Below are 12,272 nucleotides of genomic sequence, written 5' to 3'. Positions count from 1 at the left end.
TATCATGCAGCCAGTTATCGAGGTCATCTTTTGACGATGACATATCACTGGACATTGCCGTGCAAGACATTCTTGTTCTCTATTACAGCCAGCATGGTGCCACTGCCGAACTGGCCCGACTGATTGCCCGTGGCATCGAAAGTGTGCCCGGCTGCCAGGCACGGCTGCGTACCGTGCCCAAGGTATCCACCGTGTGCGAAGCCAGTGAACCGGCCATTCCGGCACAGGGCGCACCCTATGTGGAAAAAAGCGATCTGGCCGAATGCATAGGCTTGGCGCTGGGCAGCCCCACCCGCTTTGGCAATATGGCGGCGGCCATGAAGTACTTTATCGACAGCACCAGTGGCGAATGGCTGGCGGGCGCGCTGGCCGGCAAGCCCGGTTGCGTGTTTACCAGCTCCTCGTCCATGCACGGCGGGCAGGAATCCACCTTGCTGAGCATGATGCTGCCGCTCTTGCACCACGGCATGCTGATTGTCGGCCTGCCCTATGCCGAAGCAGCGCTGGCAGCCACCCAGACCGGCGGTACCCCTTATGGTGTCAGCCATGTGGCGGGGGTCAAGAACGACCGGACGCTGTCCGAAGACGAACGCAAGCTGGCGCTGGCCCAAGGCAAACGCCTGGCCGAGGCTGCGCTGCGTTTGCATAACACGCAGCAGTAAACCACAGGCCAGACAGCAGGCTGTCTGCTTGATACCGGCGGTGCGCTGAACACGGCGCAACTAGCCGGTTTTCCATTTTTGCGACGACTGACCGCCAGCCCGGTGCCGCGGTCAGGATCAGGATCATCTTTACTATGTGCGGAATCGCAGGTTTCTTCTCCCGACAACCGGTGGCAGCGGCCACCGCCGATGCCATGCTGCTGGAGCTGGCCCGCCGCGGCCCGGATGCTGCCCATCAGTTGCGACTGGACCAGCAAGGCCAGGTCGCGGCGGATGATGCCATCCACAACGCCTTGCTGCATGCGCGGCTGTCCATCATCGACCCGCGCCCCGAGGCCGACCAGCCGATGCGCAACGACGATGGCCAGCTGTGGATCTGCTACAACGGCGAGGTGTACGACTGGGAAGACGGCAAACGCGAGCTGGAACAGGCTGGCGTAGTGTTCCGCACCCATTCCGATACCGAATTCATTCTGCGGGCCTACGAAGCCTGGGGCATTGACGGCTTGCTGACGCGCCTGCGCGGCATGTTTGCCTTTGCCATTCTCGACCTGCGCCAGGGCAAGGTGCATCTGGCACGCGACCGCATGGGCGAAAAACCGCTGCTGTATGCGCTGCTGGATGGCAATCTGGCGTTCGGCTCGCTGGTGCGCTCGGTGCTGCCCTTCCTGCCCCTGCCTGCCCGCCAGTTCAGCCCAGCCGCCATCGACGCCTATCTGGCGCACCGTTACATCCCGGCACCGGCCACCGTATTCGAAAACATCCAGCGGCTGGAAAACGGCTATTGCCTGGAGTTCGACCTTGCCAGTCGTCAATTGAAGAAACGCCGTTACTGGCAACCGCAAGCCACGGCTGGCGACTGGCTGCCGGAGCTGGACCATGCCGTAGCCATGCGTACCGTGGCCGACCGCCCGCTGGGCGTGCTGCTGTCCGGCGGCATTGACTCCACCCTGATTGCCAGCCGACTGTCCACCCAGGGCTATCAGCAGTTTTCCACCTTTACCGCGGCCTTTCCCGGCAGCACGCTGGACGAATCAATCGACGCGGCAGACTCCGCCCAGCGCATGGGGCTGAGCAATATCCGCATCGACATGCCGGAAAACCTGGCGGCGGATTTCTCGCGCATTGTGGCTGATCTGGACCAGCCCTTTGCCGACCCGTCCAGCTTCCCGACCTGGTATCTGGCACGGGAAGTCAGCAAGCACGTGAAAGTCGTGCTGGTGGGCGACGGCGGCGACGAGCTGCTTGCCGGCTACAAACGCATGAACAAGCATCTGCGCACCCGCTGGCGTCGTCACCTGCAACTGCCGCTGGGCATCCGTCCTTCACTGGACGGCAAACAGGGCAAGCTGGGTACCGAGCTGGCGATGAGCTGGACGGAGGCCTATTCGCTGCGTTTTTCCGGCATGACACCGGGCCAGCGCCGCTACCTGCAAGGCGGACGTGAGCTGCAACAACTCAGCTACTGGCGCGCACCGGACGACATCGGCCCGGAAGCCAGTGATGCCGTCCCCGGCCTGCAAAGCCTGCTGGCCATCGACTTTGCCAATTACCTGCCCGACTACATCCTGCAAAAGTCGGACCTGTGCACCATGGCGCACGGGCTGGAAGGCCGCGCCCCGCTGCTGGACCACGGCTTGTACCAGCATCTGCTGGCGACGCCTGATGCAGAGCGCTACACCCAGCCGGCCAAGCTGATTTTCCGCCGTGCCATGCACCCGGCCCTGCCCGCTGACTTCTTCCAGCGCAAGAAACGCGGCTTCAACCCGCCGCTTTCCGGCTGGCTGAAAACCAGTCTGGCCGAGCGTTTTGCCGGCCTTGGCAGCCGGCTGAGCCGCCAGACCGACAACTTGCTGGACGCCACCGCCGTGGACGCCTTTGCCCAGGCCTACCGGGGTGGCAAGGAAGCGCTGGCCGAACAGATGCTGCAATTGCTGATTCTGGACGAAAGCCTCACCCAGCTGGACGCGCTGCGCCGCGCCCTGCCCTAGCCGCCTGTCACCGAGTAATCATCATCCGGCAGCGGCGCATAGAAGCTGCTGGGTGACACCCCCAACTCGCGCTTGAACATGGTGGCAAAGGCACTGGGGCTGGCATAACCCAGATCCAGTGCCACTTCCAGCACACTGGCCCCGCAGGCCAGCTTTTCCAGCGCGGCAATCAGCCGTGCCTGCCGCCGCCACTGCCCCAGTGACAAGCCGGTTTCCCGGCTGAAGCGCCGCTGCAAGGTGCGCGGGTCCATCGCCAGCTGTGTGGCCCACTCCTCCACCGAACGGGCATCCGCCGGCTCGGCCAGCAATACATCACACAAACCTTGCAAGGCCGGGCTTTGCGGCCGAGGCAGGGACAAAGCCAGCGTGGGCAGGCTGCGGATTTCATCCAGCAGCAGCTTCATCAGCCGCTCATCGCGTGAATCCGGCGGGTACGGCACGGCAATGCTCATCGCCGCCAGAATCAGCTCGCGCAGCAAGGGTGAGATGGCCAGCACCCGGCACTCCTGCGGCAAGCCTTCCAGACTATCCTTGCGCACATACACCGTGCGCATGCGCACTGCGCTGATCATCCGCACCTGGTGCCAGGTGTCGATTGGCAGCCAGATGCCACGGGTAGGCGGCACGATCCACTGCCCCAGCGCCGTACTCACCACCATCACGCCTTCCACCGCATACAAGAGTTGTGCCGTGGGGTGGGCATGGCGCGGCGTGTCTTCACCCGCCGGGTAATCACGCGCCTTGGCCACCACCGGGGCGATACCGGTGTCGTACTGGTGCAGATGTTGATAATCATTCATGACTGTCATTTTCTCGCAGATGATTGCCCCGAATGCGCAAGACGGGCAGGGATAGCCCTTGATAGCATGATGAACCCACCACCACAAGACGACATCATCATGACAAGCGCCAGCCAGAGCATGGCACCGCCGCAGGACACCCGCTTCCGGGTTTTGGGTGCCATCAGTTTTACCCATTTCCTCAACGACATGTTGCAGTCGCTGATTCTGGCCATCTACCCGGTACTGAAGGGCGGCTTTCATCTGAGCTTTGCCCAGATCGGCCTGATGACGCTGGTTTACCAGTGCACCGCCTCACTACTGCAACCATTGGTCGGCATCTACACCGACAAGCGGCCACTGCCTTATTCGCTGGTTTTCGGCATGGGTTCCACCCTGTGCGGCCTGTTGCTACTGTCGGTGGCATCCAGCTATCCGGTGTTGCTGATGGCCGCCGCGCTGGTAGGCACCGGCTCGTCCATTTTCCATCCGGAATCCTCGCGCGTGGCGCGCATGGCATCCGGTGGTCGCCACGGCCTGGCGCAATCGCTGTTTCAGGTGGGCGGCAATGCCGGCACCGCCACCGGCCCCTTGCTGGCCGCGCTGGTGGTGTTTCCCTATGGTCAGCCCAGCCTGGCGTGGTTTTCGCTGGCGGCTCTCCTTGGCATGCTGGTGCTGTGGCGCATTGGTAACTGGTATGCCCACCAGCAACGCACCGCCAAGGCACACAAGGCCATCGTGGCCACCGGGCTGTCACCGCAGCGCACGGCGTTTACGCTGGGTGTGCTGGTGCTGTTGGTGTTCTCCAAGTATTTCTATCTCACCAGCATCACCAGCTACTTCACCTTCTACCTGATGCAGCATTTCGGGCTGGGCGTGCAGGCAGCACAGCTGCATCTGTTCATCTTCCTGTTTGCCGTGGCTGCCGGTACTGTGCTGGGCGGGCCGATTGGCGATGCCATTGGCCGCAAGCGGGTGATCTGGTTCTCGATTCTGGGTGTGGCACCGTTTACCCTGGCGCTGCCGCATGTGGACCTGTTCTGGACCAGCGTGCTGTCCTTCATCATCGGCTTCATCCTGGCCTCGGCCTTCTCCGCCATCCTGGTGTATGCGCAGGAGCTGGTGCCGGGCAAGGTGGGCATGGTGTCCGGGCTGTTCTTCGGCTTTGCCTTCGGTATTGGCGGCATTGGCGCTGCTGTACTGGGCAAGGTGGCCGACCACTACGGCATCGAAACCGTGTACCAGCTGTGCGCCTACCTGCCGCTGCTGGGCATCATCACCGTCTTGCTACCCGACCTGCACCGTAAAAAAGCCTGAGTCATGCAGCACAAAGCAAAACCGGCCTTGATGGCCGGTTTTTTTCATGGTGCTGCCGGGGTAAGGACCGGTGCCATGGTAGCGGTTAGCAGCGGCTGGCAATCCCGTGCCAGCGTGCGCCCGCCGCGAGTCAGCAATACCGCCTGCTCGCCCTTGTTCCACCACACCAGCTGCTGGCTGGCATAGCGTGCGCCACTGGCACTGCTGACCCGTACCAGCCGGTAATGGCGACCATGCCAGCTGATGCGGATGGGCACCACATCCTCCACTTCTGCCTGCGGATATTCCACGCTGACCACGCGCTGGGCCGCGCATTGGTAATCCACCTTTTGCAAAACCACGGTATTGCCTGCGGCTGGCACGGCTGGTTCCGGCATGGCTTCCGGCCCCGGCGCAGCCAGCACTGGCAGGCTGAGCAGACTCAACAGGATAACAGTTGCCTTCATGCAGTCTCTCCGTTCTGATCATCCCCGTGCCACGGGGCCACTTTCAGCAGCAACAACATGCCTGGCAAGGCCAGCAGGGTGCACAGCAGGAAAAAACCCATCCAGCCCAGATCATTCACAATATAGCCGGTCGCCGCGTTGGCGAAGGTGCGTGGCACCGCCGACAGGCTGGTAAACAGGGCAAACTGGGTGGCGGTATAAGCCGGATGGGTGGTACGGGCGATAAAGGCCACAAAGGCCGCCGTGCCCAGGCCCACGCCCAGCGCTTCAAAACCGATCACCAGCGCCAGCTGAGCCAGCTGGGTAGGGCCAATCTGCTGAAAATGGCCATAGCTGGCCAGCCAGGCGAAGCCCAGAATCGACAATACCTGCACCACGCCAAACAGCCACAGGGCGCGGTTGATGCCCAGCTTGAGCATCCACACTCCGCCAAGCAATCCACCAATCACCGCCGGCCAGAGCCCGGCGTTTTTGGCCACCAGGCCGATATCCGATTTGGCAAAGCCCATGTCCAGGTAAAACGGCGTGGCCAGTGCGGTGGCCATGCTGTCGCCCAGCTTGTACAGGAAGATGAAACCCAGAATGGTGGCGGCGCTGTGCCAGCCCTGGCGGTGGATGAACTCATGAAACGGCTCCACCACGGCTTCACGCAGGGTTTTGGGTGGTGTACCAGCCAGCCTGGGCTCGGACACCAGCAGGGTCATGAGCAGCCCCGGCAGCATGAACAGCGCAGTGATGACGAACACATTGGCCCAACTGGTGTGATCAGCCAGAATCAGCGACAGGGCACCGGGCACCAGGCCGGCCAGTCGGTAGGCATTGATATGCACCGAGTTGCCCAGCCCCAGCTCGGCTTCGGGCAGCAGCTCGCGGCGATAAGCGTCCAGCACGATATCCTGACTGGCCGAGAAAAACGCCACCACCGCCGCCAGTGCGGCAATCTGCTGTAATTGCAGCTGTGGATTGAACAGACCGAACAAGGCCATGCTGATGAGCAAGGCGAGCTGGCTGAGCAGCATCCAGCCACGACGCCGTCCCAACAATGGCGGGACAAAGCGGTCCAGCAGCGGCGACCACAGGAATTTCCAGGTATAGGGCAGGCCGATCAGGGCAAACAGGCCGATGGCCTTGAGATTCACTCCTTCACTGCGCAGCCAGGCCGGCAGCAGATTGATCAGCATATACAGCGGCAGGCCGGAGCTGAAGCCGGTGGCAATGCAGATCAGCATGCGGCGCGACCAGATGGCCTCGCGCCAATGTACGGAAGAATGCGTCATTTATCCTTGCGGCATGGGCCGCCAATGCAAAAAGGCGGCCAGCAGCCGCCTTTGTTAGTCATCAATCATCAGGCCGTTTGCCGGGCAACCCGGTAAAACGCCAGGCTGCCGCGCAGATTGGGCAGGAAGTGAATGCGCTTTGCCTCGTTCATCACCACCCGCTCCAGCACGCGGATGCCGTTTTTGGCGCACAGTGCTTCGAAATCCCCCAACATGCACCAATGGATGTTCGGCGTGTTGTACCACTGGTAAGGGATGGTTTCCGACACCGGCATATGACCTTGCAGGATCTGCCAGCGGTTTTCCCAGTAGCCGAAATTGGGGAAGGTGACGATGGCCTCGCGGCCCACGCGCAGCATTTCCACCAGAATCTGTTCGGTATTGTGCATGGCCTGAATGGTTTGCGACAACACCACATGGTCGAAACGCTGGTCTTCAAACTCGGCCAGACCGGTTTCCAGGTTGCCCTGAATCGCGTTGACGCCGGCTTGCACACAGCGCACCACATTGTTGACGTCAAAGTCCACGCCATAGCCACGCACGGCCTTGTGGCGGTTCAGCCAGGACAGCAGCGCACCATCGCCGCAGCCCAGGTCCAGCACCCGGCTGGCAGGGGCCACCCAGTCGGCAATCAGTTGCAGGTCGGCCCGCAAAGTGTTGGCAGCGCTCATGCGTTCACCTCCTCGGCCACACGGTTCAGATAGGCACGCATCAGGTTGACATAGGGCTCGTCCAGCATCAGGAAGGCATCATGGCCGTGTACCGATTCGATTTCGCCGTACACCACTTCCTTGTCTGCCGCCACCAGCGCCTTGACGATTTCACGCGAGCGTTCCGGCGAGAAACGCCAGTCCGAGGTAAAGCTGGCCACCATGAACCGGGCGCTGGCTTTTTTAAGCGCCGCCACCAGGTCGTCGTTCAGGTCCTTGGCCGGGTCGAAGTAATCCAGTGCCTTGGTCATCAGCAGATAGGTATTGGCGTCGAAATAATCAGAGAACTTGTCGCCCTGATAACGCAGGTAGGATTCGATTTCGAATTCCACCTCGTAACCAAACTGGTAATCACCGCTTTTGAGCATGCGGCCGAATTTCTCGCCCATGCCGTCATCGGACAGATAGGTGATATGGCCCAGCATGCGCGCCAGCCGCAGGCCGCGACGCGGAATGGCATCGTGGGCGTAGTAGTCGCCGCCGTGGAAATCCGGGTCGGTAAGGATGGCCTGACGGGCCACGTCGTTGAAAGCAATGTTCTGTGCCGACAGCTTGGGTGCAGACGCAATCACTAGCGCATGTGCCACCCGTTCCGGGTAATCGATGCTCCATTGCAGGGTCTGCATGCCGCCCAGGCTGCCACCGATGATGGCGGCCCAGCGGTCTATGCCCAGCCGGTCGGCAAGCCGCGCTTGCGAACGCACCCAGTCCGGCACCGTCACCACCGGGAAGGAAGACCCCCAGGGCTGGCCGGTGGCCGGGTTGATGGAGGACGGGCCAGTGCTGCCGTGGCAGCCGCCCAGATTGTTCAGGCCCACCACAAAGAAGCGGTCGGTATCGATGGGTTTGCCCGGACCCACCATATTGTCCCACCAGCCTGCCGCCTTATCTTCCGGCGTGTAACGCCCCGCCACATGATGGTGGCCGGACAGCGCATGGCAGATCAGGATGGCATTGCTGCGCGCGGCATTGAGCGTGCCATAGGTTTCAAAACACAGCTGGTAATCAGGCAGTACGGCACCGCTGGCCAGCTGCAGCGGGGTATCGAATACCGCTGTCTGCGCCTGTACGATGCCGACGGACCTTGTCAGATCAGACATAACAAAAAAGGCCTCTATTGATTATTGCCCCGCCGGCGGCCTTGCTGGCCATTCTCGGTGCGGAGCCTCCTGTAGGCTACGGCTGCTATCATCGCCTGTCTGGCCGATTATATCCATAGCCTTGCTTGCTACCGTTTCGCATGCACCGCATAATCGGCCCGGTTTTCTTACCCCGTCCCTGCCATGATCGGTCGCCTGTTCCGCCTGTTGCTGCTATTTGCCGTGCTGTACGCCATCGCACGCTGGCTGCTGGACCGGCGTCAGCGGGCCAGCCTGCGCGAATTCATCACCACGCTGGCCACCGCCCTGCTGGCGGCATCAGCCATCTTCGTGCTGCTGTACTGGCTGGGTTTTCACCAGCTCTGAGCCCAAGCCTTGATGTGGCACAGGGTCCGGCAAGGGCAAACGGCCTAGGCTATGCGCTTTTCTGCCGCACGCTGTCGTTCTGCCCCATGGACCTTACCGCTCACCTGCATACCTTCGGTCACTATCTCAAGCGCCGCCACGGCCAGGCCGTACACAAGCTGTCACTGGCCGGCGACTTTACCTGCCCCAACCGCGACGGCACGCTGGGCCGTGGAGGCTGCACCTTCTGCAATGTCAAAAGCTTTGGCCGCGATGCCGCCGAACTGTCCATCAGCGGCCAGATTGCCCGTGAAAAGGACAAAACCGACCGTGCGCGCCGTTATCTGGCCTATTTTCAGGCTTACACCAGCACCTACGCCGAAGTCAGCCGCCTGCGAGAGCTATATGACGAGGCCACGGCCAGCGCCGATGTGGTGGGCCTGTGCGTGGGCACCCGGCCGGACTGCGTGCCGGACAGCGCGCTGGAACTGCTCGCGTCCTACCAGGCCACTGGCAAGGAAGTGTGGCTGGAGCTGGGCCTACAGACTGCGCATGACCACACCCAGCGCCGCATCCTGCGCGGTCACACCCTGGCCGATTACCGCGATGCAGTGCGCCGCGCCCAGCAGCATGGGCTCAAGGTTTGTACCCACCTGATTGCCGGACTGCCCGGTGAAGATGCCGCCGATGTGCATGCCACGCTGGAAACCGTGCTGGAAATCGGTGTACAGGGACTGAAGCTGCATCCGCTGATGATTGTGCGTGGCAGCCGCATGGCCGCCCAGCACCAACGTGGTGAAGTATCCGCCATGGCGCTGGACGATTACGCCCACCTGGCAGCTTCCCTGATTCGTCATACTCCGCCAGAGGTGGTGTTCCACCGTATTTCCGCCACCGCGCAGGCCCCTACCCTGATTGCGCCGGACTGGTGTGGCCCGCGCTGGACTGCCCTGCAAGCCATTGGCCAGTTGCTGGCACGCGATGGTGGCCAGGGCAGCGCACTGGGACGGTGCTGGTCGGCACTGGCGGCCTGAGTGCAGCTTCCTTCCCTTAACGACCGGCGGCTTAACACAAATTAGCCATTGGCTATCAAACCAGCCAGAACAATCGTAAAGATTGCATGTCAGATTCTCCCTGTTGCTGCGACAAAGAAGCACAGCACTGGAGAAACCATCATGCTCATCAAGAAACCCGCCGACATCCAGCCTTCGGAAATCACCCCCGAAGGTGTGTATTTCAACCGCCGCCAGTTCATGCTGGGTAGTGCCGGCCTGCTGCTGTCCGGCGAAACCCTGGCCGCACTGGCCAGCAAGAAAAGCCCGCTGTCCACCAGCGACAAGCCCAACAGCCTGAAAGACATCAGCAGCTACAACAACTACTACGAGTTCGGCACTGACAAGAGCGAACCGGCCATGTACGCCGGGTCCTTGAAAACCCGGCCGTGGAATGTGGTGGTGGATGGTGAAGTGGGCAGGCCGCGCAGCTTTGGCATCGAAGAACTGCTGAAGCAGCCGCTGGAAGAACGCATTTACCGCCTGCGCTGCGTGGAAGGCTGGAGCATGGTGATTCCGTGGATAGGCTTTCCGCTCTCCAGCCTGCTCAAACAAGTCGCCCCCAATTCGCGCGCCAAATACGTGGCCTTCGAAACCCTGCAACGCCCATCCGAGATGCCCGGTCAGCGCAGCCGCGTACTGGACTGGCCTTACCGCGAGGGCCTGCGCATGGATGAAGCCATGCATCCACTCACCATCCTGGCTGTCGGCCTGTACAACGATGTGCTGCCCAACCAGAACGGCGCGCCCATCCGGCTGGTGGTGCCGTGGAAATACGGTTTCAAGAGCATCAAGTCCATCGTGCGCATCCATCTGCAAGAGCAAATGCCCGCTACCAGCTGGAATATGGCCAATGCCCACGAGTACGGCTTCTATTCCAATGTAAACCCGGAAGTGGACCACCCGCGCTGGAGCCAGGCCAGCGAGCGGCGCATCGGCGAATTCCTCAAGCGCAAGACGCTGATGTTCAACGGCTATGGCGATCAGGTGGCCAGCCTGTACCGTGGCATGGACCTGCGCAAGAACTTCTGACATGACGACCCTGCGCATGAAAAACCCTGCTGCCGCCCGCCAGCCTGCCCGCTTCAACTGGCTGAAGATTGCGGTCTTTGTGCTCTGCCTGCTGCCACTGGCCCGCGCGGCGTGGATTGTGCTGTCCGGCGCTGCCGTCAACCCGGTGGAGTTCATCACCCGCTCCACCGGCACCTGGACGCTGAGCTTCCTGCTGATCACCCTGGCCATCAGCCCCTTGCGCCAGCTATCCGGCTGGGGCTGGCCGCTGCGTCTGCGCCGCATGCTGGGCCTGTATGCCTTTTTTTACGGCTGCCTGCACTTAACCACCTATGTGTGGCTGGACCAGTTTTTTGACTGGCCCGGCATGCTGCACGACATCGCCAAGCGTCCCTTCATCACCGTGGGCTTTGCCGCCATGCTGCTGATGACGCCGCTGGCCATCACCTCCACCCAGGGCTGGATGAAACGGCTGAAACGCAACTGGGGCAAGCTGCACCAGCTGGTTTACCCGGTGGCGCTGCTGGGCGTATTGCACTACTGGTGGCTGGTGAAGAAAGACCTCACCCAGCCCATGCTGTACGCCAGCGTGCTGGCCGTGCTGCTGGGCTGGCGGCTGGTACGGCGACTGCGGCAGCCTTAAGCTGGCAACACCTGCTGGAAATGCTCCACCACCGGAAACGGCTGATAAAAGTGATGCAGCAGCCGTTTCCATTCCTGATAGCCCGCAGACTGGCGGAAACCTTCCTCATGCGCGGCCACGCTGTCCCAGCCCACCAGCAGCAGGTATTTGCCTTCCACTTCCAGACAGCGTTGCAACTGGTGCCAGTGATAACCCGGCATGCTGGCGATGATGATTTGCGCCTGGGCAAAGGCGGTTTCGAACTCCTGCTGCATCCCCGCTTTCACTTGCAGCATGGCGGCTTCCAGAATCATGACAGCTCCCTGCAGAAAACCTCAGCATGCCACAAGTGAGCCGGTTTGCAGTTGACCGCCACAGCCACTAAAGTAACCGTTTTGCCGTAAACGGATAGACGGAAATGTCCAAGGAAAAAACGCCGGTCACCCAGGCCATTCGCGTACTACGCGAGCACAAGGTGGAATACAGCGAGCACCTGTACAAATACGAGGACAAGGGTGGCACCACGGTGTCGGCACGCGAACTGGGCGTGGACGAGCACTGCGTGGTGAAGACCCTGATCATGGAAGACGAACAGAAACACCCGCTGATCGTGCTGATGCATGGCGACCGCGAAGTGGGCACCGGCATGCTGGCCAAGCAGATTGGCGTGAAGAAGATCACCCCCTGCGACCCGAAAACGGCCGACAAGCACAGCGGCTATCAGGTGGGCGGCACCAGCCCGTTTGGCACCCGCCACCCGATGCCGGTGTATATGGAAAGCAGCATTGCCCAGCTGCCCCGCATCTATATCAACGGCGGCAAGCGCGGTTTCCTGATCGGCATCGACCCGCAGGAAGTCATCCGCGTGTTGCAACCAGTGCTGGTTCAGGCGGCAGCCTGAATCCGGACGCAAAACAGGGCGGTAAAACCGCCCTGTTTTGGCTGCAGACAAAGTTATTT

General features: G+C 61.6%; 14 protein-coding genes. 8 read left to right on the top strand and 6 right to left on the bottom strand.

Going from position 1 to position 12,272, the window contains the following annotated elements:
- Positions 1-59: 59 nt before the first annotated feature.
- Both wrbA and asnB read left to right on the top strand, forming a co-directional pair.
- Complete coding sequence (gene wrbA, locus DKK66_RS09460; protein WP_131357438.1) at positions 60-662, top strand: NAD(P)H:quinone oxidoreductase; 603 nt, start codon at positions 60-62, stop codon at positions 660-662.
- A 134-nt stretch (positions 663-796) separates the two neighbouring features.
- Entirely contained in the window at positions 797-2,653 is a 1,857-nt protein-coding gene (asnB, locus tag DKK66_RS09455) for an asparagine synthase (glutamine-hydrolyzing) (protein ID WP_131357435.1), read from the top strand.
- Here the strand turns inward: asnB and DKK66_RS09450 are convergent.
- The gene (locus tag DKK66_RS09450; RefSeq protein ID WP_052694180.1) at positions 2,650-3,453 is read right to left on the bottom strand and encodes a helix-turn-helix domain-containing protein; all 804 of its coding nucleotides are present in this window, start codon (positions 3,451-3,453) and stop codon (positions 2,650-2,652) included. The genes asnB and DKK66_RS09450 overlap by 4 nt on opposite strands.
- A 66-nt stretch (positions 3,454-3,519) precedes the next feature.
- Between DKK66_RS09450 and DKK66_RS09445 the strand changes: the two genes are divergently transcribed.
- Positions 3,520-4,749 carry an MFS transporter gene (locus DKK66_RS09445; RefSeq protein ID WP_305015694.1) on the top strand — a complete coding sequence of 410 codons (1,230 nt, stop codon included), beginning with the start codon at positions 3,520-3,522 and terminating at the stop codon, positions 4,747-4,749.
- A gap of 44 nt (positions 4,750-4,793) precedes the next feature.
- Here the strand turns inward: DKK66_RS09445 and DKK66_RS09440 are convergent, their stop codons facing one another.
- The 4 genes from DKK66_RS09440 to DKK66_RS09425 all read right to left on the bottom strand — a co-directional run bounded on the left by DKK66_RS09440 (position 4,794) and on the right by DKK66_RS09425 (position 8,282).
- Positions 4,794-5,195 carry an MliC family protein gene (locus tag DKK66_RS09440; RefSeq protein WP_045847757.1) on the bottom strand — a complete coding sequence of 134 codons (402 nt, stop codon included), beginning with the start codon at positions 5,193-5,195 and terminating at the stop codon, positions 4,794-4,796.
- Positions 5,192-6,472, bottom strand: coding sequence for an AmpG family muropeptide MFS transporter (locus tag DKK66_RS09435; protein ID WP_045847756.1), 1,281 nt, complete (start codon positions 6,470-6,472; stop codon positions 5,192-5,194). The genes DKK66_RS09440 and DKK66_RS09435 overlap by 4 nt, the downstream gene beginning before the upstream one ends.
- Before the next feature lie 68 nt (positions 6,473-6,540).
- Positions 6,541-7,143, bottom strand: coding sequence for a methionine biosynthesis protein MetW (gene metW, locus DKK66_RS09430; protein WP_062787299.1), 603 nt, complete (start codon positions 7,141-7,143; stop codon positions 6,541-6,543).
- A complete protein-coding gene (locus tag DKK66_RS09425; RefSeq protein ID WP_131357431.1) occupies positions 7,140-8,282 on the bottom strand; it encodes a homoserine O-acetyltransferase in 1,143 nt (380 codons plus the stop codon). The genes metW and DKK66_RS09425 overlap by 4 nt, the downstream gene beginning before the upstream one ends.
- A gap of 183 nt (positions 8,283-8,465) precedes the next feature.
- On the opposite strand from DKK66_RS09425, the gene DKK66_RS09420 reads away from it, so the two are divergent.
- The 4 genes from DKK66_RS09420 (at position 8,466) to DKK66_RS09405 (ending at position 11,333) form a co-directional block, all read left to right on the top strand.
- The gene (locus DKK66_RS09420; protein WP_045847753.1) at positions 8,466-8,648 is read left to right on the top strand and encodes a hypothetical protein; all 183 of its coding nucleotides are present in this window, start codon (positions 8,466-8,468) and stop codon (positions 8,646-8,648) included.
- An 86-nt stretch (positions 8,649-8,734) separates the two neighbouring features.
- Positions 8,735-9,661: a TIGR01212 family radical SAM protein gene (locus tag DKK66_RS09415; protein ID WP_045847752.1), complete on the top strand. Its 927-nt coding sequence runs from the start codon at positions 8,735-8,737 to the stop codon at positions 9,659-9,661.
- 141 nt (positions 9,662-9,802) lie between these two features.
- Positions 9,803-10,711 (top strand): protein-methionine-sulfoxide reductase catalytic subunit MsrP, encoded by a 909-nt coding sequence (gene msrP / locus DKK66_RS09410; protein ID WP_131357428.1) that lies wholly within the window; start codon positions 9,803-9,805, stop codon positions 10,709-10,711.
- A gap of 1 nt (position 10,712) precedes the next feature.
- Complete coding sequence (locus DKK66_RS09405; RefSeq protein WP_131357424.1) at positions 10,713-11,333, top strand: sulfite oxidase heme-binding subunit YedZ; 621 nt, start codon at positions 10,713-10,715, stop codon at positions 11,331-11,333.
- On the opposite strand, the gene DKK66_RS09400 is transcribed toward DKK66_RS09405, so the two are convergent.
- Positions 11,330-11,626: an antibiotic biosynthesis monooxygenase gene (locus DKK66_RS09400; RefSeq protein WP_131357421.1), complete on the bottom strand. Its 297-nt coding sequence runs from the start codon at positions 11,624-11,626 to the stop codon at positions 11,330-11,332. The genes DKK66_RS09405 and DKK66_RS09400 overlap by 4 nt on opposite strands.
- 104 nt (positions 11,627-11,730) lie before the next feature.
- Here DKK66_RS09400 and ybaK point away from each other — a divergent pair, with 104 nt between their 5' ends.
- Positions 11,731-12,213, top strand: coding sequence for a Cys-tRNA(Pro) deacylase (ybaK, locus tag DKK66_RS09395; protein ID WP_131357418.1), 483 nt, complete (start codon positions 11,731-11,733; stop codon positions 12,211-12,213).
- Positions 12,214-12,272 lie beyond the last annotated feature (59 nt).

The sequence above is a fragment of the Aquitalea sp. USM4 genome, from assembly GCF_004328945.1.
GTDB classification, from domain to species: Bacteria; Pseudomonadota; Gammaproteobacteria; order Burkholderiales; family Chromobacteriaceae; genus Aquitalea; species Aquitalea pelogenes.
This window is presented reverse-complemented; position numbering and strand designations above follow the sequence as displayed.